19 protein-coding genes and 1 tRNA gene are annotated in these 23353 nt (G+C 69.4%); 2 read left to right on the plus strand and 18 right to left on the minus strand.

Going from position 1 to position 23353, the window contains the following annotated elements:
• Window positions 1-38: 38 nt before the first annotated feature.
• From C1N74_RS08555 to polA, 5 genes are all read right to left on the minus strand, one after another.
• Complete coding sequence (locus C1N74_RS08555; protein ID WP_181405507.1) at window positions 39-809, minus strand: SGNH/GDSL hydrolase family protein; 771 nt, start codon at window positions 807-809, stop codon at window positions 39-41.
• Window positions 799-2151: an MFS transporter gene (locus C1N74_RS08560; RefSeq protein ID WP_064956552.1), complete on the minus strand. Its 1353-nt coding sequence runs from the start codon at window positions 2149-2151 to the stop codon at window positions 799-801. The genes C1N74_RS08555 and C1N74_RS08560 overlap by 11 nt, the downstream gene beginning before the upstream one ends.
• Window positions 2152-2194: 43 nt before the next feature.
• Window positions 2195-3235, minus strand: coding sequence for an LLM class flavin-dependent oxidoreductase (locus tag C1N74_RS08565; protein ID WP_137750359.1), 1041 nt, complete (start codon window positions 3233-3235; stop codon window positions 2195-2197).
• Window positions 3236-3308: 73 nt separating this feature from the next.
• Window positions 3309-4985 (minus strand): DUF885 domain-containing protein, encoded by a 1677-nt coding sequence (locus C1N74_RS08570; RefSeq protein ID WP_137750360.1) that lies wholly within the window; start codon window positions 4983-4985, stop codon window positions 3309-3311.
• 36 nt (window positions 4986-5021) lie between these two features.
• Window positions 5022-7661 carry a DNA polymerase I gene (polA, locus tag C1N74_RS08575; protein WP_137750361.1) on the minus strand — a complete coding sequence of 880 codons (2640 nt, stop codon included), beginning with the start codon at window positions 7659-7661 and terminating at the stop codon, window positions 5022-5024.
• Between the two features lie 57 nt (window positions 7662-7718).
• On the opposite strand from polA, the gene C1N74_RS08580 reads away from it, so the two are divergent.
• Window positions 7719-8150, plus strand: a complete 432-nt coding sequence (locus C1N74_RS08580; RefSeq protein ID WP_023950640.1) for a hotdog fold thioesterase — start codon at window positions 7719-7721, stop codon at window positions 8148-8150.
• Window positions 8151-8213: 63 nt separating this feature from the next.
• On the opposite strand, the gene C1N74_RS08585 is transcribed toward C1N74_RS08580, so the two are convergent.
• Window positions 8214-8831 (minus strand): ANTAR domain-containing response regulator, encoded by a 618-nt coding sequence (locus C1N74_RS08585; protein ID WP_023950638.1) that lies wholly within the window; start codon window positions 8829-8831, stop codon window positions 8214-8216.
• Window positions 8832-8911: 80 nt separating this feature from the next.
• On the opposite strand from C1N74_RS08585, the gene C1N74_RS08590 reads away from it, so the two are divergent.
• Window positions 8912-8992: transfer RNA gene (locus C1N74_RS08590), tRNA-Leu, on the plus strand.
• A 58-nt stretch (window positions 8993-9050) separates the two neighbouring features.
• Here C1N74_RS08590 and pyk read toward each other — a convergent pair.
• Genes pyk through hisG form a run of 12 tightly spaced genes read right to left on the minus strand, consistent with a single transcriptional unit; the run spans window position 9051 to window position 23317 of the window.
• Entirely contained in the window at window positions 9051-10499 is a 1449-nt protein-coding gene (pyk, locus tag C1N74_RS08595; protein ID WP_023950636.1) for a pyruvate kinase, read from the minus strand.
• Window positions 10500-10543: 44 nt separating this feature from the next.
• Window positions 10544-12010 (minus strand): glutamate synthase subunit beta, encoded by a 1467-nt coding sequence (locus C1N74_RS08600; RefSeq protein ID WP_023950634.1) that lies wholly within the window; start codon window positions 12008-12010, stop codon window positions 10544-10546.
• A complete protein-coding gene (gene gltB / locus C1N74_RS08605; RefSeq protein WP_036304573.1) occupies window positions 12003-16583 on the minus strand; it encodes a glutamate synthase large subunit in 4581 nt (1526 codons plus the stop codon). Before gltB ends, C1N74_RS08600 begins: the two co-directional genes overlap by 8 nt.
• A gap of 52 nt (window positions 16584-16635) precedes the next feature.
• Window positions 16636-17610: a prolipoprotein diacylglyceryl transferase gene (gene lgt / locus C1N74_RS08610; RefSeq protein WP_137750362.1), complete on the minus strand. Its 975-nt coding sequence runs from the start codon at window positions 17608-17610 to the stop codon at window positions 16636-16638.
• 43 nt (window positions 17611-17653) lie between these two features.
• Complete coding sequence (gene trpA, locus C1N74_RS08615) at window positions 17654-18448, minus strand: tryptophan synthase subunit alpha (protein ID WP_071918073.1); 795 nt, start codon at window positions 18446-18448, stop codon at window positions 17654-17656.
• On the minus strand, window positions 18445-19704 hold the full coding sequence (trpB, locus tag C1N74_RS08620) for a tryptophan synthase subunit beta (protein ID WP_137750363.1): 1260 nt from the start codon (window positions 19702-19704) through the stop codon (window positions 18445-18447). The genes trpA and trpB overlap by 4 nt, the downstream gene beginning before the upstream one ends.
• A complete protein-coding gene (gene trpC, locus C1N74_RS08625) occupies window positions 19701-20477 on the minus strand; it encodes an indole-3-glycerol phosphate synthase TrpC (protein WP_137750364.1) in 777 nt (258 codons plus the stop codon). Before trpC ends, trpB begins: the two co-directional genes overlap by 4 nt.
• A 1-nt stretch (window position 20478) precedes the next feature.
• Window positions 20479-20706, minus strand: coding sequence for a DUF6704 family protein (locus tag C1N74_RS08630; RefSeq protein ID WP_023950623.1), 228 nt, complete (start codon window positions 20704-20706; stop codon window positions 20479-20481).
• A 47-nt stretch (window positions 20707-20753) separates the two neighbouring features.
• Window positions 20754-21359 (minus strand): Trp biosynthesis-associated membrane protein, encoded by a 606-nt coding sequence (locus C1N74_RS08635; RefSeq protein ID WP_036304572.1) that lies wholly within the window; start codon window positions 21357-21359, stop codon window positions 20754-20756.
• A complete protein-coding gene (gene hisI, locus C1N74_RS08640) occupies window positions 21356-21712 on the minus strand; it encodes a phosphoribosyl-AMP cyclohydrolase (RefSeq protein ID WP_023950621.1) in 357 nt (118 codons plus the stop codon). The genes C1N74_RS08635 and hisI overlap by 4 nt, the downstream gene beginning before the upstream one ends.
• On the minus strand, window positions 21709-22473 hold the full coding sequence (gene hisF / locus C1N74_RS08645) for an imidazole glycerol phosphate synthase subunit HisF (protein ID WP_023950620.1): 765 nt from the start codon (window positions 22471-22473) through the stop codon (window positions 21709-21711). Before hisF ends, hisI begins: the two co-directional genes overlap by 4 nt.
• A gap of 1 nt (window position 22474) precedes the next feature.
• Complete coding sequence (gene hisG / locus C1N74_RS08650; RefSeq protein WP_023950619.1) at window positions 22475-23317, minus strand: ATP phosphoribosyltransferase; 843 nt, start codon at window positions 23315-23317, stop codon at window positions 22475-22477.
• Between the last annotated feature and the right edge of the window lie 36 nt (window positions 23318-23353).

Below are 23353 nucleotides of genomic sequence, written 5' to 3' on the forward strand. Positions count from 1 at the left end.
GCACCGTGCACCGGCTTGACACCGGCTCTCGCGGCGTGTCACGAGCGCGGCGCGACCTCGATCCAGGAGCCGAACTTCGGTTGCCGGTTGTCGCCGGATGAACGTCCGGTGAGTCGCCGACGGACCCAGGGAGCGAGGTGCTCGCGGAAGTACTCGCCGCGCGCGAGCGCAGGCGGCTGCTCGTCGACGGGAAGCGACCACCACTCCCCCGGCGCCTCGAGACCCAGGGAACCGAGAACCCGAGCGGCGACGCGGTGGTGACCGCGGGCGTTCATGTGGAGCCGATCGGCCGACCAGTACGACGGATGCGTCAGGGCCCGGTCATACCAGTTCAAGGCGCGGACGACGTCGTCGCGATCCGCGATGCGCTCGACGACGGCATCCGAGAGCGCATCGCCGCGCCGATTGATGAGGCCTCCCAGCGGCAGCTGCGCGGACGGGTTCGCGCCCGACAGCAGGATGAGGCTGACGCCTTCTTCGTCGCACCGGCGCAGCACCTGCGCGAAGGCGTCGACGATATGCGCGATCGACGTGCGCGGGCGCAGCATGTCATTGCCGCCGCCGTTGAACGACAGGTGGGTCGGGCGCAGCGCGAGGGCGGCTTCGAGCTGTTCGTCGACGATGGGCCGCACGAGCTTGCCGCGGATCGCGAGGTTGGCGTACTGCACGGGTCGCCCCGTCGCGTCCGCCCAGCCGGCGGCGACGAGATCGGCCCAGCCGCGCACGGCGCCGTCGGGCAGCTCGTCTCCCACGCCCTCGGTGAACGAGTCGCCGATGGCCACGTAGCGCACCTGTGATTCAGCGGTCATCGAGCGACACTCCCCTGCGGTCGACGAGTCCCCACGCGCCGACGGCGGCGAGCACGAAGAAGATGGCGAACACGACGAAGAGCATGGGCGCGCCACCCCACATCAGCAGGGGCGGCACCGACAGCGGAGCGAGGATGGATGCGATCCGGCCGACACCCGCGGCCCATCCGGCACCGGTGCCGCGCAGCGATGTCGGGTACATCTCCGGCGTCACGGCGTAGAGCGCACCCCAGGCGCCGAGGTTGAAGAACGACAGCGCCATACCTGCGCCGATGATGACGGCCTCGGTCCCGGCCGTGCCGAACACGACGGCGGATGCCGCGGAGCCGATGAGGAACACCGACAGGGTCAGGCGTCTGCCCCACACCTCGATCAACCAGGCCGAGACGGCGTAGCCAGGGAGCTGAGCGAGAGTGATGATCAGGGTGAACCCGAACGAACGCACGAGGTCGTAACCCTGCGTGTACAGGATCGTCGGGATCCAGATGAAGGCGCCGTAGTACGAGAAGTTGACGCAGAACCAGACCAGCCACAGGCTCGCGGTGCGGCCGCGGAACTCCGGCGACCAGAGCGCCCGGAGCCGGCCGGTCGACGACACGGCGGCGGGCGCGGCGATCGTTTCCGGGCCGGCGGAGACGCTGACCTCGCGCGACGCGGTCGCGCTGGTCGTCTCGAAGCTCCGGACGACCGCCTCGGCCTCGGCGTGCCGGCCGCGGCGTTCGAGCCACCGGGCCGACTCGGGGAGCCCCCAGCGCACGACCAGCGCGTACACCGCGGGGATCGCGCCCACGACAAATGCCCAGCGCCATCCTTCGTCGACCTGCGGGATCACGAAGTAGCCAATCAGTGCGGCCGCGGTCCAGCCGACGGCCCAGAAGGCTTCGAGGATGACGATGACCCGGCCGCGGATGCGGGCGGGCGCGAACTCGCTCACATACGTGCTCGCGACCGGCAGCTCGGCGCCGAGACCGAGCCCCACGAGGAAGCGCAGGACGAGGAGCATCGCGAGCCCGCCGACCAGAGCGCTCGCGCCGGTGGCGACTCCGTAGACGAGAAGCGTGACCGCGAACACGGAGCGCCGACCGAATCTGTCTGCCAGCAGCCCGCCGACGCTCGCGCCGATCGCCATGCCCGCGAACCCGGCCGATGCGATCCACGACGCCTGCGAGGTGTCGAGCGACCACTGCGCGATGAGCGCCGTGATGATGAACGAGATCAGCCCGACGTCCATCGCGTCGAGGGCCCATCCCAGTCCGGATCCGGTCAGGATCCGCAGGTGCCGACGACCGAAAGGCAGATCGTCGAGTCGGCGCGCCACCGAGGGCGTCGCGGTATCGGTCATTCGACCATGCTATTGATCCGCGACGACCTCGCGCGCCACCCGGTCAGTCGTCGGCGAGCATCTCTCGCACGAGAGGAGCGACCTTGGTGCCGTAGAGCTCGATCGAGTGCATCATGCTCTCGTGCGCGAGCGTCCCGTGCGAGAACTTCAGATCGAACCGGTCGAGGTCCAGCGTGCGGATCGTCTGGGCGAGCTTGCGCGCCACCGTCTCGGGCGAGCCCGCGTACACGGCGCCGTCGGGGCCGAGATCGTGCTGGAACTGCAGGCGCGAATACGGCGGCCAGCCACGCTCGGCACCGATCGCGTCACGGTTGACCTTCATCGCCGGGAAGAGCTCCTCCCAGGCCTGCTCATCGCTGTCGGCGACGTGGCCGGGAGAATGGACCCCGACGGGCAGCCGATCGGCGCCCATCGCGTCCCGCGTGCGGTGGAAGAGATCGACGTACGGCCGGAACCGCGCCGCACCGCCGCCGATGATCGCCAGCATCAGGCCGTACCCGTTGTGGGCGGTTCGCAGCACCGATTCGGGCGAGCCGCCGACGCCGACCCACGCACGGAGGCCGTTCTCGGTCTTCGGGAAGACATCCGCGTCCGTCAGCGCGGGTCGAGTCCGACCCTGCCAGGTGACGGGCTGCTCGGACCGCAGCCGTCCGAAGAGGTCGAGGCGCTCCTCGAAGAGGATCTCGTAGTCGGCGAGATCGAACCCGAACAGCGGGAACGACTCGGTGAACGAGCCCCGCCCGAGGATGATCTCGGCACGGCCGTTCGAGACGGCGTCGAGGGTCGCGAAACGCTCGTAGACGCGCACCGGGTCGTCGCTCGAGAGGACCGTGACCGCGGTGCCCAGGCGGATCTCCTTCGTACGCGCCGCGGCGGCGGCGAGCACCATCTCGGGACTCGAGACGGCGAATTCACGCCGGTGGTGCTCCCCCACCCCGAAGAAGCTCAGGCCGACCTCGTCGGCGAGCACCGCCTGGTCGACGACGTTTCGGATGGTCTGGGCGTCGGAGAGCAGCTCGCCGTCGGCGCCGCGGGTGACGTCACCGAACGTGTCGAGGGCGAACTGGACGGATGTCGCGGTCATGGGGGCCCACCTTTCATTCATCCGCATACAACGACGGGGCGGGAAGAGTATTCCCGCCCCGTCGTCGGTGCTGTCAGTTCTGCGCGAGCGCCATGCGCAACGTCTCGAGCCCGACACCGCCGAGCCGCAGCGCCTTCATGTGGAACGCCTTGACGTCGAACCGGTCGCCCGCCCGCGCCGCGAAGTCGTCGCGGATCTGCTCCCAGATGCGCTGACCGACCTTGTACGACGGCGCCTGGCCCGGCCAGCCGAGATACCGGTTGACCTCGAAGCGGATGAACTCCTCGGGCATGTTGACGTTGCGCTTCATGAACTCCAGCGCGTAGTCCGCATCCCACACGCCCTCACCGTCGGGGCGTTCCTTGCCCAGGTGCACACCGATGTCGAGGACGACGCGAGCGGCCCGCATGCGCTGGCCGTCGAGCATGCCCAGCCGGTCTGCCGGGTCGTCGAGGTAGCCCAGCTGCTCCATCAGGCGCTCGGCGTACAGCGCCCAGCCCTCGGCGTGGCCGCTCGATCCGGCGAGCAGGCGGCGCCACGAGTTGAGCTCGAAACGGTTGTACACCGCCTGCGCGATCTGGAGATGGTGACCGGGGACGCCCTCGTGATACACCGTCGTGAGTTCGCGCCAGGTGTCGAACGAGTCGACGCCCTCCGGCACCGACCACCACATGCGACCGGGGCGCGAGAAGTCGTCGGTCGGGCCCGTGTAGTAGATGCCGCCCTCGTTGGTCGGGGCGATCATGCACTCCAGCGTGCGGATGGGCTCGGGGATGTCGAAGTGGGTACGACCCAGTTCTTCGACGGCCCGGTCGCTCGTCTCCTGCATCCACTTCTGCAGAGCCTCGGTGCCGTAGAGCTTCCGCGACTCGTCCTTCTCGAGGTGCGTCACCGCCTCTTCCACGGTCGCACCCGGGAGGATCTCGTTCGCGATGGACTCCTGCTCGGCGACCATGCGGGCCAGCTCCTGGAGGCCCCACTCGTAGGTCTCGTCGAGGTCGATCGTGGCCCCGAGGAAACGGCGGGAGTGCAGGGCGTACAGCTCGCGCCCGACCGCGTCGCTCTCGCCCGCCTCGGGGAGCAGCTCGCCGGTGAAGAACGAGGCGAGCGCGTCGTAGGCGACGCGAGCCGCATTCGCGTTGTCGGCGAGCTCACGGGCCAGTGACGCGGGCAGGCCCCCCTCGGTGGGCGCGGCCTCAGCGGCGAACGTCGCGAAGAAGCCGGTGTCCGCCGTGTAACGACCGATCTGCGTGGCTACCTCGGAAACCTGACGGCGCGCCGGGACGATGCCTCGGGAGATACCTTCGCGGAGCGTCTCGATGTAGCCGTCGATCGCGGCCGGAACCGCACCCAGACGCGCGGCGATCACGCTCCAGTCGTCGACCGTGGCCGTGGGCATGAGGTCGAAGGTGTTCCGGATCTCCTGAGCGGGCGAGGCGATGACGTTGACGTCGCGCAGGTGCGCGCCGGCCTCGGCGAGCTCGATCTGCAGACGCAGATCGCCGGAGAGGTCGGCCTTCGTGACGACATCGAGGTCGTCGGTCGGCTCGGCTGCCTCGAGGGCGGCGAGAGTGCCGCGAGCGACCTCGAGGGCTCGGGCGGTGCCGGCCGGCGAGTAGTCGTCGAGTCGTGCGTTGTGCTCGAAACGGCCGATGTACGTCGCGAGCCCGGGTGAGAGCTCTGCCAGAGTGTCGACCCACGCATCGGCGATCCGGTCGATCGGCGTGGGGGTGCGCTGTGCTTCGGTCATCCTCCGAGCCTACTGCGGCACCCCCGCGCGATCAGTTCAGTGACCGGCGACGTCCCAGTCGCCGCCGCGACCGATCTGCACGTCGAGAGGGACGGTCAGTTCGGCGGCGTCGCCCATGCGGTCGCGGACGATGCGCTCGGCAGCATCCCACTCCCCCGGCGCGACCTCGACGACGAGCTCGTCGTGAATCTGCAGCAGCACGCGGGATCGGAGCCCTTCGGCCTGGAACTCGCGAGCGATGCGGAACAGCGCGATCTTCATGATGTCGGCGGCACTGCCCTGGATCGGAGCGTTGAGAGCCGCACGCTCCGCGTTCTCGCGCAGGACCCGGTTCGGGCTCGCGAGGTCGGGGAACGGACGGCGCCGGCCGAAGATCGTCTCCGTGTAACCGTCGATGCGGGCCTGCTCGACGCTCGAGCGCAGGTAGTCGCGCACCGCCCCGAAACGGGCGAAGTACTCGAGCATCAACTGCTTGGCCTCGGACTGCTCGATGCGCAGCTGTTTCGAGAGACCGAACGCCGACAGCCCGTAGACGAGCCCGTACGACATGGCTTTGACCTTCGTGCGCATGGCCGGTGTCACGTCGGCCGGCTCGACGCCGAAGACGCGCGCGCCGACGAAGCGGTGGAGATCTTCGCCCGACACGAAGGCCTCGATGAGCCCCGGGTCTTCGGAGAGGTGCGCCATGATGCGCATCTCGATCTGCGAGTAGTCGGCGGTCAGCAGGGTCTCGTATCCCTCGCCGACCTCGAACGCGGCACGGATGCGCCGGCTCTCTTCGTTGCGGATCGGGATGTTCTGCAGGTTGGGATCGGTGCTTGAGAGCCGCCCGGTCTGGCTTCCCGTCTGCACGTAGGTCGTGTGGATGCGGTCGTCTGCGGCGATCGCGGTGTCGAGCGACTCGATGATCTGGCGCAGCTTCGTGGCCTCCCGGTGCTGGAGGAGCAGCTCGAGGAAGGGGTGGGGGTTCGATTCCTGCAGGTCTGCCAGTACGGCGGCATCCGTGGAGTAGCCCGTCTTCGTCTTGCGGGTCTTCGGCAGCTGGAGCTGCTCGAACAGCACCTCCTGCAGCTGCTTGGGAGAACCGAGGTTGACCTCGCGCTCGATCGTCGCGTAGGCACGCTGCGCGATGTCGTCAGCGCGCGCTGCGAGCTCGGCGGAGAAGGTGGAGAGCTTCTCGTGCGAGACCGCGACGCCGGCGAGCTCCATATCGGCGAGGGCGTCGAGCGTGGGCAGCTCGATGCCGGTGAGCACCGACAGCACCGAAGCGGGCATCTCCGTGCGCACCGCCTCTGCGACGCGCAGTGCGAACCACGACAGCTGGCCCGGCGTCGCGCCCTCGGTCTCGGGAACGAGCTGGGTCGGGTCGGCTTCGGGCAATTTCTCGTCGAGATACCGGTGTACGAGGTCGGCGAGGGTCTTGTCGGGAAAGCTCGGCCGGAGGAGCCATCCCGCCAGGATCGGATCGAAGACGAGACCGCCCAGGCGCACCCCGCCACGCCGAAGCGCCTTGACCTGCAGCTTCGCGTCGGAGAGCACCTTCGGCGCGTCGGACTCGAGCCACGGGCGCAAGGCCTCGGCGACGTCGTCGCTCCACGTGGCCTCGACCGCTTCGTCGGCATCGGCCAGGCCGATGCGCTGCGGGAAGCCACCGGCGACCACGACGGTGACGCCGACGTCACCGGTGCGGGCCGCGGCCCAGGCGCCGATGTCGGCGGCGGAGAGCTCGGCGGCGGTCGGCGCCGGAACGGCCGGGGCGGCGGTCTCGACGGCCATCGCGGGATCGGCCCCCGCCGCCTCGAAGACGCGCGGGAGCAGCGTGCGGAACTCGAGCCGGGCGAAGATGTCGCGCACCGCCTCGGCGTCGATCGGTCCGACCGCGAGGTCTGCGGGCGTGACTCCGAGCTCGACGTCGCGCAGCAGGCGGTTCAGCGAACGATTGCGCCGAACGTCGTCGAGGTGCTCGCGCAGGTTGCCTCCCACGACACCGCCGATCTTGTCGGCGTTCTCCAGCAGCGCGTCGAGAGATCCCCACTGCGTGAGCCACTTCACCGCGGTCTTCTCGCCGACCTTCGGCACCCCGGGAAGGTTGTCGCTCGTCTCGCCCACGAGAGCGGCGATGTCGGGATAGTTCTGCGGCGGCAGCCCGTACTTCTCGACCACTGTCTCAGGGGTGTAGCGCTTGAGCTGAGACACACCCTGGACACTCGGGTAGAGCAGGGTCACGTCGTCGGTGACGAGCTGGATGGTGTCTCTGTCGCCCGAGCAGACGAGGACGTCGAAGCCCTCTGCGGCGCCCTGCGTCGCGAGGGTGGCGAGGATGTCGTCGGCCTCGTAGTCCTCCTTCGTCAGCACCGTCACGTTCATGGCGGCGAGGCACTCCTGCAGCAGCGGGATCTGCCCCTTGAACTCGGCGGGCGACTCGGATCGGTTCGCTTTGTACTCCGTGTACTCGCGGGTGCGGAACGACTGCCGGGAGGTGTCGAAAGCGACAGCCAGGTGCGTCGGCTTCTCCGCCTTGATCAGGTTGGCGAACATCGACAGGAAGCCGTAGATGCCGTTGGTGTGCTGGCCGTCCTTCGTGGTGAAGTTGTCGACCGGCAGCGCGAAGAACGCGCGGTAGGCCAGCGAATGGCCGTCGACGACGAGAAGGGTAGGCTTTGGCGAGTCCGTCACCCGTCCAGCCTAACGACGACCACGGACACCACGACCCGCTGCGACCGAGGGTGGAGCATGCCCGACAACACCGATACCGACACCGGCCTCGCGTGGGCGCAGGGCCGCGGCAAAGGCGCGCTCGCGGAGCGCATGGGAATCGAGTTCACGGAGTTCACCACCGAGCGCTGCGTCGCCACCATGCCCGTCGCGGGCAACACGCAGCCGGTCGGCCTTCTCCACGGCGGTGCGTACGTCGTTCTGGGCGAGTCTCTCGGATCCATGGCGGCCAACATGCACGCCGGTCCGGGCCGGCTCGCCGTGGGTGTCGACATCAACGCCACGCACACCCGCTCGGCGACGAGCGGGATCGTCACCGGGGTCTGCACTCCTCTGCACCTCGGCCGCTCGATGACGGTCCACGAGATCGTCGTCTCCGACGAGCAAGGGCGCCGCTGCTCCACCATCCGCATCACGAACCTCATCAAGGACGCTCCGGCAGCATCCTGATGCGACGACGAAGCCCCCTCCCGATCCGGGAGGGGGCTTTCTCGTCGTCGGCGTCGGCGCGGGTTACTTCTTGGGCGCGAGCTGCTCGATGATCGCCTTGGCCACGTCCTGCATCGTCAGGCGGCGGTCCATCGACGCCTTCTGGATCCAGCGGAACGCCTCGGGCTCGCTCAGACCCATCTTCTCGTTGAGCAGGCCCTTCGCCCGGTCGACCAGCTTGCGGGTCTCGAAGCGCTCGACCATGTCGGCCACCTCGGCCTCGAGGGTGATGATCTGCTCGTAGCGGGCCAGCGCGATCTCGATGGCGGGGAGCAGGTCGTTCGGCGTGAACGGCTTGACGACGTAGGCGAGGGCACCCGCCTCGGTCGCCCGCTCGACGAGCTCCTTCTGGCTGAACGCGGTCAGCAGGACGACGGGGGCGATGTGCGCCTTGCCGAGCCGCTCGGCGGCCGAAATGCCATCGAGGACGGGCATCTTGACGTCCATGATCACGAGATCGGGACGAAGCTCGGTCGCGAGCTGGACGGCGGTCTCACCATCTCCGGCTTCACCGACGACGTCGTATCCGTTGTCGCGAAGGATCTCGACGATGTCGAGTCGGATGAGCGACTCGTCTTCGGCCACGACGACACGACGCGGTGCGGGAGCGGCCGACGTGGGGGCCTCTTCTTGCTCTGTCACCTTTCGATCCTACGGTATGGCGTTCCGGCCATGTCTCCGTCGGGCGACGTCGCACGAGGCGGTATTGTCGATGTGCGTGCGCCGGTGTGGCGGAATGGCAGACGCGACCGACTCAAACTCGGTTGTCTTCGGACGTGTGGGTTCGACTCCCACCACCGGCACGACGAAAGGGCGGGCACCTCGTGGAGAGGTGCCCGCCCTTCGGCATTCACGCGGTGGTCACTGGACCGCCTGGTAGATCGGCGCGCGACCGTTGACGGCGTCGCCGATCTTGTGGATGCGGATGTCGTTGGTCGATCCCTGGATTCCGGGAGGGGACCCGGAGATGACGACGACCTTGTCACCGACCTCGGCGAGGCCGTTCGAGAGGAAGTAGTCGTCGACCTGGTGGAACATCAGGTCGGTGTGAGCGACCTGCTCGACGAGGCTGGAGCGAATGCCCCAGGTGAGGGCCATGCGACGACGGATCGCCGGGTCCGGCGTGAACGCGATCATCGGGATCTCGGGGCGCAGCCGCGACATGCGGCGCGCCGTGTCGCCGGACTCGGTGAACATGCAGAGGAACTTCGCCTCGATGAACTGTGCGACCTCCATGGCGGCGAGCGTGATCGCACCGCCCTGCGTGCGCGGCTTCGCCGTCAGCGGTGCGATGCGCTCGAGACCGTGGGTCTCCGTCGAGTCGACGATACGGGCCATGGTCTCGACGACGACGACGGGGTACTTGCCCACGCTCGTCTCGCCCGAGAGCATGACCGCGTCGGCACCGTCGAGGACGGCGTTGGCGACGTCGCTCGTCTCGGCGCGCGTGGGCACGGGGTTCTCGATCATCGACTCGAGCATCTGCGTCGCGACGATGACCGGCTTGGCCATGCGGCGGCACAGCGCCACAGCCTTCTTCTGGACGATCGGCACGGCCTCGAGCGGAAGCTCCACGCCGAGGTCGCCGCGCGCGACCATGATGCCGTCGAAGGCGTCGATGATCTCCTCGAGGTTCTCGACCGCCTGCGGCTTCTCGATCTTCGCGATGACGGGGACCTTGCGGCCCTCCTCCGCCATGATCTCGTGCACCCGCGTCACGTCCGCGGCGTCGCGCACGAACGAGAGCGCGATGATGTCGGCGCCCTGCTGCAGCCCCCAGCGCAGGTCCGCCTCGTCCTTGTCCGACAGCGCCGGAACGCTCACGGCGACACCGGGCAGGTTGATGCCCTTGTTGTTCGAGACGGGGCCGGCGACGATGACCTTCGTCGTGACGACCGAGCCCTCAACCGACACGACCTCGACGCGGACCTTGCCGTCGTCGATGAGAAGGAAGTCGCCGGGCTTGACGTCCCCGGGCAGGCCCTTGAAGGTCGTCGAGACGATCTCCTTGGTGCCGAGGATGTCATCGGTGGTGATCTTGAAGATGTCGCCGACCGCGAGCTGGTGGGGTCCGTTCTCGAACTTGCCGAGGCGGATCTTCGGCCCCTGGAGATCGACCAGGATCGCCACGGGACGGCCCGCGTCGTCGGCGGCCTTGCGCACGTTGGCCCAGCGGACCTCGTGCTCCGAATAGTCTCCGTGGCTGAGGTTGAATCGGGTCACGTCCACGCCGGCGTCGATGATGGCTCGCACCATCTCGTAGCTGGCTGTGGCCGGTCCCAGGGTGGCGACGATCTTGGCGCGTCTCACTGAATCTCCGGTGGTCTCGGGTCGGGAGGGGGGTTGGGTCCAGCCTATGCCCGCTGGAGCCCGATCGCGACGTCGGTCGGACGCACCGGCGCCGGCAGGTCGGTGTCGCCCATCAGGTAGCGGTCGACGGCGGCTGCCGCAGCGCGGCCCTCCGCGATCGCCCACACGATGAGCGACTGCCCGCGCCCGGCATCGCCGGCCACGAACACGCCCGGCGCGGTCGTCTGGTAGTCGTCGGCACGTTCGACGTTGCCGCGATCGGTGAACACGGTACCCAGCTGGGCCTCCAGCTCGGTGCGCTCCGGGCCGGTGAAACCCATCGCGATCAGGACGAGGTCGGCGGGGATCTCGCGCTCGGTACCGCTCTTGGGGACGCGGCGGCCGTCGACGAACTCGGTCTCGGCCACACGGAGCGCGCGCACCTCTCCCGCCTCGTTCCCGAGGAACTCGACCGTGGACGCGAGGTAGCTGCGCTCACCGCCCTCCTCGTGCGCGGAGGCGACCTCGAAGACGGTCGGCATCATCGGCCACGGCTGGGTGTCGGGCCGGTCCGACGGCGGCTGCTTGCCGATCGCGAGGTTCGTGACGCTGAGTGCACCCTGCCGGTGAGCGGTGCCGATGCAGTCGGCGCCGGTGTCGCCGCCGCCGATGACGACGACGTGCTTGCCCTCGGCATGGATCTGGTTGGCGACCTGGTCGCCCGCGACCGCCTTGTTCGACTCGACGAGGTACTCCATGGCGAAGTGCACCCCGGCGAGGTCTCGGCCCGGGATGGCGAGGTCGCGCGGCAGCGTCGATCCCGTCGCCACCACGACCGCGTCGTAGCGGGCGCGCAGCGCGTCCCAGGAGATGTCTTTGCCGATCTCGACACCGGCGCGGAAACGCGTGCCCTCGTCCTGCATCTGACGCAGACGCGCCTCGATGTGGCGCTTCTCCATCTTGAAGTCGGGGATGCCGTAGCGCAGCAGGCCACCGATACGGTCGTCGCGCTCGTAGACGGCGACGGTGTGACCCGCGCGCGTCAGCTGCTGCGCCGCGGCCAGTCCGGCCGGACCCGAGCCGACGACGGCGACCGTCTTGCCGGTCAGCCGTCCGGGGGGCTCGGCCTCGACCCAGCCGTTCGCGAAGGCCTCGTCGATCGTCGAGACCTCGATCTGCTTGATCGTGACCGGCGGCTGGTTGATGCCCAGCACGCAGGCGCTCTCGCACGGGGCGGGGCACAGTCGGCCGGTGAACTCCGGGAAGTTGTTCGTGGCGTGAAGACGCTCGATGGCCGAACGTCCTTCGCCCCGCCACATGAGGTCGTTCCACTCGGGGATCAGGTTGCCCAGCGGGCATCCCTGATGGCAGAACGGCACGCCGCAGTCCATGCAGCGTCCCGCCTGGCGGCGGAGCACCGCACTGTCGCCGGGCTCGTAGACCTCGCGCCAGTCCATGATGCGGACCGGCACCGGGCGGCGCTTGGGGAGCTCACGCTCCGTGATCTTCAGGAAGCCCTTGGGGTCAGCCACGGGTCACCTCCAGGATGCGGCTCCAGACCTCGTCGCCGTCGGGGTCGAGCCCCTCGGCGGCCGCCGTCTGTCGGGTTTCGAGCACCGCGGCGTAGTCGCGCGGCACCACACGGACGAAGTTGGCGATCTCAGTCTCGAAGTCCTCGAGCAGGCGCGCTGCCAGCTCGGACCCCGTCTCGGCGACGTGGCGCTCGAGCAGATCGCGGAGGATCTCGGCGTCGCCGGATCCCATCTCCTCGAGCACGAGCTCGCCGCTGGCCATCGCCTCGCGGTTCACGTTCGCCGTCTCGAGGCGGTAGACGTAGGCGTTCCCACCCGACATCCCGGCGCCGAGATTGCGCCCGGTGGCTCCGAGGATCACCGCGAGGCCTCCGGTCATGTATTCGAGCGCGTGGTCGCCCACTCCCTCGACGACCGCCGTGGCTCCGGAGTTGCGCACGAGGAACCGCTCCCCCACCACGCCACGCAGGAACATGGTTCCCTGCGTCGCGCCGTAGCCGATGACGTTGCCCGCGATGACGTTCTCGGAAGCGTCGAACGCGGCGTCGCGCGGCGGCCGCACGACGATCTGACCGCCCGAGAGCCCCTTGCCCACGTAGTCGTTCGAGTCGCCCTCGAGGCGCAGCGTGATGCCCGCGGGGAGGAACGCTCCGAACGACTGACCGGCCGAGCCCGTGAGGTTCACCACGATCGAATCCGCCGGAAGGCCGTTCTCGCCGTGAGCCAGCGTGACCCGGTTGCCCAGCATTGTGCCCACGGCACGCTCGGTGTTGCGGATCGGCAGGTCGATCTCGACGTGACCGCCGTGCGCGACGACGTCCTGCGCCCGCTCGATGAGCTGGACGTCGAAGTGCTCGTCGAGCTCGTGGTCCTGCGCGCGGTAGTGACGGCGCGGGGCGTCGTCGGCGAATGCCGGGCCGGTGAGGATCGGTCCGAGGTCGAGGCCGCTCGCCTTCCAGTGCTCGATCGCGCCATCGACGTCGAGGACGTCGTTGCGTCCGATCGCCTCGTCGAGCGAGCGGAAACCGAGCTCGGCGAGGTACTCGCGGACCTCCTGGGCGATGAACTCCATGAAGTTGACGACGAACTCGGGCTTGCCGGTGAAGCGCTCGCGCAGGACGGGGTTCTGGGTCGCGACGCCCACGGGGCAGGTGTCGAGGTGGCAGACCCGCATCATGATGCAGCCTTCCACGACCAGTGCCGACGTGGCGAAGCCGAACTCCTCGGCGCCGAGCAGCGCCGCGATGACCACATCACGGCCGGTCTTGAGCTGACCGTCGGCCTGCACGACGACGCGGTCGCGCATGTCGTTGAGCATGAGCGTCTGCTGCGTCTCGGCGAGGCCGAGCTCCCAGGGGGTTCCCGCGTGCTTGAGGGAGTTCAGGGGGCTCGCACCGGTGCCGCCGTCATGACCCGACACGAGGATGACGTCGGCGAGGGCCTTGGCGGTACCCGCCGCGACCGCACCGATTCCCGACTGGCTCACGAGCTTGACGTGGACGCGGGCAGCCGGGTTCGCGCGCTTGAGGTCGAAGATCAGCTGCTTCAGGTCTTCGATCGAGTAGATGTCGTGATGCGGCGGGGGTGAGATGAGGCCGACGCCGGGCGTGCCGCCGCGGGTGCGCGCGATCCACGGGTAGACCTTGCCGGGCGGCAGCTGACCGCCCTCGCCGGGCTTGGCGCCCTGGGCGAGCTTGATCTGGATGTCGTCGGCGTGCGTGAGGTACATGCTCGTCACACCGAAGCGTCCGGACGCGACCTGCTTGATCGCGCTCCGGCGCTCGGGGTCCAGCAGCCGCTCGACGTCCTCACCGCCCTCGCCGGTGTTGGACTTCGCACCCAGCCGGTTCATGGCGATCGCCAGGGTCTCGTGCGCTTCCTTCGAGATCGAGCCGTAGCTCATGGCCCCGGTCGAGAAACGCTTGACGATCGAGGCCACCGACTCGACCTCGTCGATCGGCACGGGCGGGCGAACGCCCGTGCGCAGCTTGAACATGCCGCGCAGGGTCTTCAGCTCCGCAGCCTGGTCGTCGACGAGCTTGGTGTATTCGCGGAAGATGTCGTATCGGCGCGTCCGCGTCGCGTGCTGCAGCCGGAACACCGTCTCGGGATTGAACAGGTGGGGGGCACCGTCACGACGCCACTGGTACTCGCCGCCCGTCCACAACCGCTCGTGGGCGCGGACCGCGGCGTCTTCCGGATACGCGTAGGCGTGCCGCGCGGCGTTCTCGGCCGCGATGACCTCGATGCCGATACCGCCGAGCTTCGTCTCGGTGCCGGTGAAGTACTTCGACACGAACTCGTCCGACAGACCGACCGCTTCGAAAACCTGAGCCCCGGCGTACGACGACACCGTCGAGATGCCCATCTTGGACATGATCTTCAGCACGCCCTTGCCGAGCGCGTAGATCAGGTTCTTGACGGCCTTCTCCGGCGAGACACCCGTGATGTATCCCGCCCGGACGAGGTACTCGACCGTCTCCATCGCCAGATAGGGGTTGACCGCGGAGGCGCCGTAGCCGAGGAGCGTCGCGACGTGGTGCACCTCGCGGACGTCTCCGGCCTCGACCACCAGGCCCACCCGCATGCGGGTCTGCTGACGGATGAGGTGGTGGTGCACCGCCGCGAGCATGAGCAGCGACGGGATCGGCGCGAGGTCCTTGTTCGAGTCGCGGTCGCTGAGCACGAGGAACTCCGCGCCGTCCTCGATGGCCTGGTCCGCCTCGGCGCACATCTGGGCGAGGCGCTTCTGCATGCCCTTGTGGCCGGCTTCGACGCGGTACAGGCCGCGGATGGTCACCGACGACCGGCCCTTGAGCGCGGTGTCGATGTGCTGGATCTTCGCGAGCTCGTCGTTGTCGATCACCGGGAAGTCGAGCGTCACGGTGCGCGTGTGCTCCGGGCCCCACGAGAGCAGGTTGGCCTCGGGACCGAGACCGAGCGACAGCGAGGTGACGACCTCTTCGCGGATCGAGTCGAGCGGCGGGTTGGTCACCTGCGCGAACTGCTGCGTGAAGTAGTCGAACAGCAGCCGCGGACGTTCGCTGAGCACCGCAACGGGGGTGTCGCTGCCCATGGCGCCGAGCGGCTCGGCGCCTACCTGCCCCATCGGGGTCAGCAGGATGCGCACCTCCTCCTCGGTGTAGCCGAAGGTGCGCTGACGCCGCGTGATCGAGGCGATCGGGTGCACGATGTGCTCGCGCTCGGGGAGGTCCTTCAGTCGCACGCGACCGGCGTCGAGCCACTCCTGCCACGGATGCAGCGTGGCGAGCTCGCGCTTGATCTCCTCGTCCTCGACGATGCGGCCCGCGGACGTGTCGACGACGAACATGCGACCGGGCTGCAGGCGCCCGCGGCGCTTGATCCGCTCGGGCGCGAAGTCGAGCACGCCGGTCTCGCTGCCGATGACGACGAGTCCGTCGGTGGTCTCGGTCCACCGTCCCGGACGCAGTCCGTTGCGGTCGAGGGTGGCACCGACGAGCGTGCCGTCGGTGAAGATGAGGGCCGCCGGCCCGTCCCACGGCTCCATCTGGATCGAGTGGTAGTCGTAGAACGCCCGCAGATCCGGGTCGATGTCGGTCTGCTTCTCGTATGCCTCGGGCACCATCATCATGACGGCGTGCGGCAGGCTGCGCCCGGTGAGCGTGAGCAGCTCGAGCACCTCGTCGAACGAGGCGGAGTCGCTCGCACCGTCGGTGCAGATCGGCAGCAGCGGCTGCACGTCTCCGAGCAGCTCCGACTCGAGCTGCGACTGCCGGGCCCGCATCCAGTTGCGGTTCCCCTTGACCGTGTTGATCTCGCCGTTGTGGGCGAGCATGCGCAGCGGCTGTGCGAGGGGCCATGACGGGAACGTGTTCGTGGAGTAGCGGGAGTGCACGACCGCCAGCTCCGACGCGAAGCGCTCGTCCTGCAGGTCTGGGTAGAACGGCTCGAGCTGCAGCGTCGTGACCATGCCCTTGTACCCGAGCGTGCGGCTCGAGAGCGAGACGAAGTACGCGTCGTGCTCGTGACGGGCGCGCTTGCGCAGCCGGTAGACGCGTCGGTCGAGCTCGATGCCCGCTAGCGCGGGCGCGTCGCCCACCGCGGGGCGCGACACGAAGAGCTGCTCGAAGGCGGGACGGGCGGCGAAGGCGAGCTTTCCGAGGTTCTCGTCCTCGGTCGGCACCTCGCGCCAGCCCAGGACCGTCAGGCCCTCGGATGCTGCGAGCGTCTCGATGTCGGCCTTGAGCGCCTGACGCTCGTCGGCGTCGCGCGGCAGGAAAGCCATGCCCGCCGCGTATTCGCCGGCGGGCGGCAGGTCGAAGTCGACGACCGCGCGGAGGAATGCGTCGGGCATCTGCGTCAGGATGCCGGCGCCGTCGCCGGTGCCCGCGTCGGAGCCGATCGCGCCGCGGTGCTCGAGGTTGCGCAGCGCCGTCAAGGCGAGCTCGACGATGTCGTGCCCGGCCTCGCCGCGCAGCGTGGCGACCATCGCCAGACCACAAGCGTCCTTCTCGAAGGCAGGGTTGTACATGCCCTGCTGGGGAGGGAAGGATGCGAATCCGGACTTTTGGGGTCGAGGGCTCGAGGCCATACTGACCGTCCTCACATTGGTGCTGAACCGGGACGACGTCGGCCCTGGGGAACTACTGCTTCGAGGTGACTGCGCTTGTGGCGCTGTCTGCGTGAGCTTCGGGCGTCGGGGGTGCGCTCAGATCCACGAAGTCTTCGGTGCTCTGCGATTGTAGCGCGCTCGGAGCCACCCACTCGCGACCGAGCTGATAAGGCGAAGGCTCGTCGCCGGTGTGGCGGCGCGTCTGGACCACGATGATCGCGATTCCGACGACCACGGCGAGGATCGCCGCCCAGACGTTCGTACGGAGGCCGAGGATGATCTCGCTCGGATCGATGCGGATCGACTCCCAGACGATACGGCCCGCCCCGTACCAGACGAGGTACAGACCGAAGAGCTTGCCCCACTGCGCCCACGTCTTGCGGCCGACCCAGAGCAGGACGAGCACGCCCAGGCCGTTCCAGATCACCTCGTAGAGGAAGGTGGGGTGGAAGAGGGTGTCGGGTGCCAGCCCGGCGGGGAACGCCGGGTTGGATCGATCGATCTCGAGGCCCCACGGCAGGTCGGTGGGGAGCCCGAAGAGCTCCTGATTGAACCAATTGCCGAAGCGCCCCATGGCCTGCGCCAGCAGGATGCCCGGAGCCAGAGCGTCAGCGAAGCTCCAGAACCGGATGCCGGTCCACTTGCAGCCGAGGTAGGCGCCCACCGCGCCGCCGATGAGGGCGCCGAAGATCGCGATGCCCCCCTCCCAGATGAACAGGACGGCCCACGGGTTCTTGTCGGCGCCGAAGTAGAACCCCGGGTGCGTGAGCACGTGGAACGCCCGCGCTCCCACCAGAGCCAGTGGCACGGCCAGCAGTGCGATGTCGATGACGACCCACGGCTCGGCGCCGCGCCGCGTGAGGCGGTAGTTGGTCATCAGGGTCGCGACGATGATGCCGGCGATGATGCACAGGGCGTAGAAGTGGATGCGCAGCGGACCCAGGTCGATGTAGCTCACCGACGGACTCGGGATGCTCGCGACGAGCGTGTGTGCGGCGTGGATCATCGGATCGTCCCTCGGAATTCGGCGGTCGTGCGACCGGAAAAGTCTAGACGCGCGCGCGGGCGGTGCCCGCCGCGAGTGCGCGGGCGGTGTCGGCGAGCCCCGCGACTCCCCCGTCGCGCAGAGCGCGCACGAGCGCGGTTCCGACGATCGCGCCGTCGGCGTAGTCGACGACTCCTGCGACCTGATCGGGCGTGGAGATGCCGATGCCGACGCAGGCGTGGACCGCGCCGAGCTCGCGGAGCCGGCCGACCAGGGTCCGGGCCGCCGCGTCGAGCTCGGTCCGCTCCCCCGTGATGCCCATCGTCGAGACCGTGTACACGAATCCGGTCGAAGCCTCGACGATCATGCGCAGTCGTTCGTCGGTCGACGTGGGGGCCGCGAGGAAGACGCGGTCCAGCCCCGTGCGCTCGGATGCCGCGAGCCAATCGGGCGCGGCATCCGGGGTGATGTCGGGTGTGATCAGGCCGGCGCCGCCGGCGGCGGCGAGGTCGTCGGCGAAGCGGTCGACGCCGTACTGCAGCACGGGGTTCCAGTAGGTCATCACGAGGATCGGGATGTCGACGCGCGCCGCGATCGCCCGCACCGCGGTGAAGGTGTCGCGCAGGCGGAAGCCCGCGGCCAGCGCGACCTGCGTCGCCTCCTGGATGACGACGCCGTCCATCACGGGGTCGGAGTACGGGGGTCCGAGCTCGAGCACGTCGGCGCCGGACTCGGCCAGCGCCACGGCCGCCTCGATGCTCGTCTCGAGATCGGGGAAGCCCAACGGGAGGTAGCCCACGAACGCACCACGGCCCTCGGCGTGTGCGGCGTCGATCGCTGCGGCGACGCGGGAGGTCACAGTTCCACTCCCTCGCCCGATGCGGCTTCGTCGTGTCCGGGCTCGACCACCGGCTCGGCGCCGTCGTCGTACAGCTCGAACCAGCGCGCCGCGGTGTCCATGTCCTTATCGCCACGGCCGGAGAGGTTGACGGCGATGATGGCGTCGGGACCGAGCTCGCGCCCGATCCGCAGGGCGCCGGCGAGGGCGTGAGCCGACTCGATCGCGGGGATGATTCCCTCGGTGCGGCTGAGCAGCCGCAGGGCCTCCATCGCCTCGGTGTCGGTCGCCGGGATGTACGACGCGCGGCCGATCGAGGCGAGCCACGCGTGCTCGGGCCCGACGCCCGGGTAGTCCAGCCCCGCCGAGATCGAATGGGACTCGACCGTCTGACCGTCCTCGTCCTGAAGCACGAAGGTCTTCGCCCCGTGCAGGACGCCCGGGCGCCCCCGCTCGATCGACGCGGCGTGGCGCTCGGTGTCGACGCCGTCACCGGCCGCCTCGACACCGTAGAGGGCGACGCCCTCGTCGTCGAGGAACGCGTCGAACATGCCGATCGCGTTCGAGCCGCCGCCGACGCACGCGACGACGGCATCCGGAAGCCGCCCGGTCTCGGCGAGGAGCTGCTCGCGGGCCTCTTCGGAGATGATCTTCTGGAAATCGCGCACCATCGCGGGGAACGGATGCGGCCCCGCCGCCGTGCCGAAGATGTAGTTGGTGGTCTCGACCGAGGCGACCCAGTCGCGGTACGCCTCATTGATCGCATCCTTGAGGGTGCGCGACCCCGTCGTGACCGGAACGACCTCGGCACCGAGCAAGCGCATGCGCGCGACGTTCAGCGCCTGCCGCTCGGTGTCGACCTCGCCCATGTAGATCGTGCAGTCGAACCCGAACAGGGCGGCTGCCGTCGCCGTCGCGACGCCGTGCTGACCGGCGCCGGTCTCGGCGATGACGCGGGTCTTGCCGAGGCGCTTCGTCAGCATCGCCTGGCCGATGACGTTGTTGATCTTGTGCGAGCCCGTGTGATTGAGATCCTCGCGTTTGAGGAAGACCCGCGCGCCACCCGCGTGCTCCGCGAAGCGGGGCACTTCGGTCAGCGCCGAGGGACGACCCGCATAGGTCGCGAGAGTGCGCGCCAGCTCGGCCGCGAACTCCGGGTCGGCCATCGCCGACTCGTAGACCGTCGTGAGCTCGTCGATCGCGGCGATGAGGGACTCGGGCATGAACCGGCCGCCGAACTCGCCGAAGAAGGGACCGTGCTGTTCTCGCAGGCTCACGCGCCGGCCTCCAGGAATGCGTGCAGGGTGGTCACCGGGTCGTTGGTCACGAGCGCCTCGCCGATCAGGACGGCGTCAGCACCGGCACGACGATAGTGGCCCACGTCGTCGGGGGTGAGGACGGCGGACTCCGCGATCTTCACGGCGTCAGCGGGAAGGTGCTCGACGAGCCGGCCGAAGAGGTCGCGGTCGAGCTCGAACGTCGACAGGTTGCGCGCGTTGACGCCCACCAGACGCGCGCCGATGTCGGCGGCGCGGTGCACCTCGTCGAGCGAGTGGGTCTCGACCAACGGCGTCATGCCGAGTTCGAGCACGAGCTCGTGGAGCTCGGCCAGCACGGGCTGCTCGAGCGCGGCGACGATGAGGAGGACCAGGTCCGCGCCGGCCGCGCGCGCTTCGAACACCTGATAGGCGCCTGCGATGAAGTCCTTGCGGAGAACGGGGATCGACACCTCCGCCCGAACGGCCTCGAGGTCGGCCAGGCTTCCTTTGAAGCGCCGCCCCTCGGTCAGCACCGAGATGACGGAAGCGCCGCCCTCTTGATAACGCGCCGCTTGGAAGGCGGGATCCGGGATCGCGGCGAGATCGCCCCGAGAGGGGCTCGCCCGCTTGACCTCGGCGATGATCTTGACCCGCTCGGCGGGCGCGAGCGCCGCGAGGGCGTCCCGGGCCGGAGCCTGAGCGAGCGCGTCGCGCTCGACGACGGCGAGGGGCCGCTCGGCCGCACGGGCCTCGGCATCCTCGACGGCGCCGGCCGTGAGACCGGCCAGCACGTCAGTGCGCTTTCGGGGTGTACTTGTCGCCGTACGCGCCGTAGCCGGCCTTCGCCATGGCCCAGCCGACGATCAGGCCGACGACGAGAAGACCCGCGGAGGCCCAGACGAGCACCGGCATGTCGAGCCAGAAGAACAGGGTGCCCAGCGCGAACGCCAGGAGCATGATCACCACAGCGGTCCACGCCGCCGGGGAGTGTCCGTGGCCGGGGTCGCCGATGTTGCTCATTGTTCTCCTTCGCGGGATTTCTCGGGCTGAGGTCAGTCTACCGGGGCTCAGACGGTTGGATCGGACCCGCGGCTGAGGTCATCCCAGGAATCGATCGGATCGTGCGAATCATGCGGCCGCGACCCGCCCGGGCGCCGGGCCTCGGCAGCGGCGTCGGTGCGGTAGCGGCGCGCCGTGCTGCGCCACGAGCGTGCCGTCACGAGGGTGAGCACGCCGCCTGCGCACACCGCCGCCGCGCCGACCGCCGTGATCCACGGCCAGGCGGTGACGGTGATCGCCGACACGAGTGTTCCGACCGCCTCGACCCCCGCCAGGCCCGTCGCGTCGGCGACGACGCTCACTACCGCCTCCGGCGGTGCGGTGAGGGCGATGCGCAGTGACTCGACGAGGAGGGAAGCGCCGATGAGCACCCCGATGACCCCGAAGGCGTAACGGAGGACCGTGCCGACGATCGAGAGCGCGAGGCCGAGAGCCAGGGCCGCCAGCCCGAGCGGGGTGACGAGCGGAAGCGCCTCGGTGCCGGGCACGGGGAGAACCGCTTGAGCACCGTCGCGCAGCGTCGCCTCGAGCCACGGCTGCGTCGCGCCGATGACCGCGAGGCCGCCGCCGACGACGGCCGCGAGCACGGCGATCATGCGGGAACGGCGTCTCATGACACCGCGACGACCGGGTCGAGGTCGTCCGCGTCGAAGCACGTCCGGGTGCCGGTGTGGCATGCCGCACCCACCTGCTCGACGAGCAGGAGCACCGCGTCGCCGTCGCAGTCGAGCCGCGCGCCGCGGACGAGCTGGATGTGGCCGGAGGTGTCGCCCTTGCGCCAGTATTCCTGGCGCGAGCGCGACCAGTACGTCACGCGCCCGCTCGTGAGCGTGCGGCGCAGCGCCTCGGCATCCATCCACGCGAGCATGAGGACCTCGCGCGTGTCGTGCTGCTGCACGATCGCCGCGACGAGCCCGTTCGCATCGAACGAGACCCGGGCGATGCGTTCGTCGATGCTCTCGGTCATCGCCGCACCTCGATGCCTTCAGCGGTCAGCGCATCCTTCACGTCGCCGATCGTGAGCTGGCCCGAGTGGAACACGGATGCCGCGAGCACGGCATCCGCGCCCGCTTCGATGGCCGGGACGAAGTGCTCGGTCGCTCCGGCACCGCCCGAGGCGATCACGGGAACGGACGATGCCTCGCGCATCAGCGAGATGAGCTCGAGGTCGAACCCGTCCTTGGTGCCGTCGGCGTCGATGGAGTTGACGAGCAGCTCCCCCGCACCCCGCTCGATCGCCTCGCGCGCCCACGCGAGGGCGTCTATGGCGGTGGCGGAGCGCCCGCCGTGGGTCGTGACGACGAAGCCCGACTCCGTGCCCGGCGCACGCTTGACGTCGAGCGAGAGCACCAGGACCTGCGCGCCGAAGCGGTCGGCGATCTCGCCGATGAGGTCGGGGCGGGCGATGGCCGCCGAGTTGACGCCGACCTTGTCGGCACCGACCGAGAGCAGACGCGCGACGTCGTCGACCGAGCGCACACCGCCCCCGACCGTGAGCGGGATGAACACCTGCTCCGCCGTGCGACGGACGACGTCATACGTCGTCGCTCGGCCATCGACGGTCGCGGTGACGTCGAGGAAGGTCAGCTCATCGGCGCCCTGCTCGAAGTACAGCCGGGCGAGCTCTACCGGATCGCCCATGTCGCGCAGGTTCTCGAAATTGACTCCCTTGACCACGCGCCCCGCGGCGACGTCGAGGCACGGGATGACGCGGCGTGCCAGCGTCATGTCAGAGCCTCGCGTTGTGGATCGCGGTGACGAGGATCGCACGTGCGCCGATCGCGTAGAGCTCGTCCATCGTGGTGTTCACGCTCGCGCGCGGCACCATCACCCGCACCGCGACCCACTCGGGGTCGCGCAGCGGCGAGATCGTGGGCGATTCGATGCCGCCGGCGATCGCGACGGCCTCGTCGACGAGGGCGGCCGGCAGGTCGTAGTCCACCAGCACATAGCGTCGCGCCACGAGCACGCCGCGGAGCCGGCGCAGCAGCCGCTCGGTGCCATCGGCATCGTGTGGGCCGGCGATGAGGACGGCCTCGGAGCGCAGGATCTCGGGGCCGAACACCTCGAGCCCGGCCTGACGGAGGGTGGTGCCGGTCTCGACGACGTCGGCGACGGCGTCGGCGACGCCGAGGCGCACCGCCGACTCCACGGCACCGTCGAGCGGCACGAGGTCGACGGCGATCCCGCGCTCGTCGAGGAACGCATCGACGAGTCCGGGGTACGACGTGGCGATGCGCTTGCCCGCGAGCTCGGCGACGTCGGCGAACGTTCCCGTCGGCGCAGCGAAGCGGAAGGTCGAACCGGCGAAGCCGAGCCGCTCGATCTCACGTGCGCCCGGCATGCGGGCGTCGAGCAGCAGGTCGCGACCGGTGATGCCGACGTCGAGGGCACCCGAGCCGACGTAGGTGGCGATGTCCTTCGGTCGCAGGTAGAAGAACTCGACCTCGTTGACGGGGTCGATGACGTGGAGGTCCTTCGAGTCGCGGCGTCCGGTGTAGCCGGCCTCGGCCAGCATCTCGGCGGCGGTCTCGGCGAGCGATCCCTTGTTCGGGACGGCGATGCGCAGCATGGGGGTCTTTCTGTCTCGGAGCGGGAGGGCGGGGCG

Origin of the sequence: Microbacterium sp. SGAir0570, assembly GCF_005491085.2 — a bacterium.
Lineage (GTDB): Bacteria > Actinomycetota > Actinomycetes > Actinomycetales > Microbacteriaceae > Microbacterium > Microbacterium arborescens.

Excerpts from the sequence above, each read along its gene's own strand:
- C1N74_RS08555 (WP_181405507.1), bottom strand. The coding sequence starts at position 809 with ATGACCGCTGAATCACAGGTGCGCTACGTGGCCATCGGCGACTCGTTC.
- C1N74_RS08560 (WP_064956552.1), bottom strand. The coding sequence starts at position 2,151 with ATGACCGATACCGCGACGCCCTCGGTGGCGCGCCGACTCGACGATCTG.
- C1N74_RS08565 (WP_137750359.1), bottom strand. The coding sequence starts at position 3,235 with ATGACCGCGACATCCGTCCAGTTCGCCCTCGACACGTTCGGTGACGTC.
- C1N74_RS08570 (WP_137750360.1), bottom strand. The coding sequence starts at position 4,985 with ATGACCGAAGCACAGCGCACCCCCACGCCGATCGACCGGATCGCCGAT.
- C1N74_RS08580 (WP_023950640.1), top strand. The coding sequence starts at position 7,719 with ATGCCCGACAACACCGATACCGACACCGGCCTCGCGTGGGCGCAGGGC.
- gltB (WP_036304573.1), bottom strand. The coding sequence starts at position 16,583 with ATGGCCTCGAGCCCTCGACCCCAAAAGTCCGGATTCGCATCCTTCCCT.
- lgt (WP_137750362.1), bottom strand. The coding sequence starts at position 17,610 with ATGATCCACGCCGCACACACGCTCGTCGCGAGCATCCCGAGTCCGTCG.
- C1N74_RS08630 (WP_023950623.1), bottom strand. The coding sequence starts at position 20,706 with ATGAGCAACATCGGCGACCCCGGCCACGGACACTCCCCGGCGGCGTGG.
- C1N74_RS08635 (WP_036304572.1), bottom strand. The coding sequence starts at position 21,359 with ATGAGACGCCGTTCCCGCATGATCGCCGTGCTCGCGGCCGTCGTCGGC.
- hisI (WP_023950621.1), bottom strand. The coding sequence starts at position 21,712 with ATGACCGAGAGCATCGACGAACGCATCGCCCGGGTCTCGTTCGATGCG.
- hisF (WP_023950620.1), bottom strand. The coding sequence starts at position 22,473 with ATGACGCTGGCACGCCGCGTCATCCCGTGCCTCGACGTCGCCGCGGGG.
- hisG (WP_023950619.1), bottom strand. The coding sequence starts at position 23,317 with ATGCTGCGCATCGCCGTCCCGAACAAGGGATCGCTCGCCGAGACCGCC.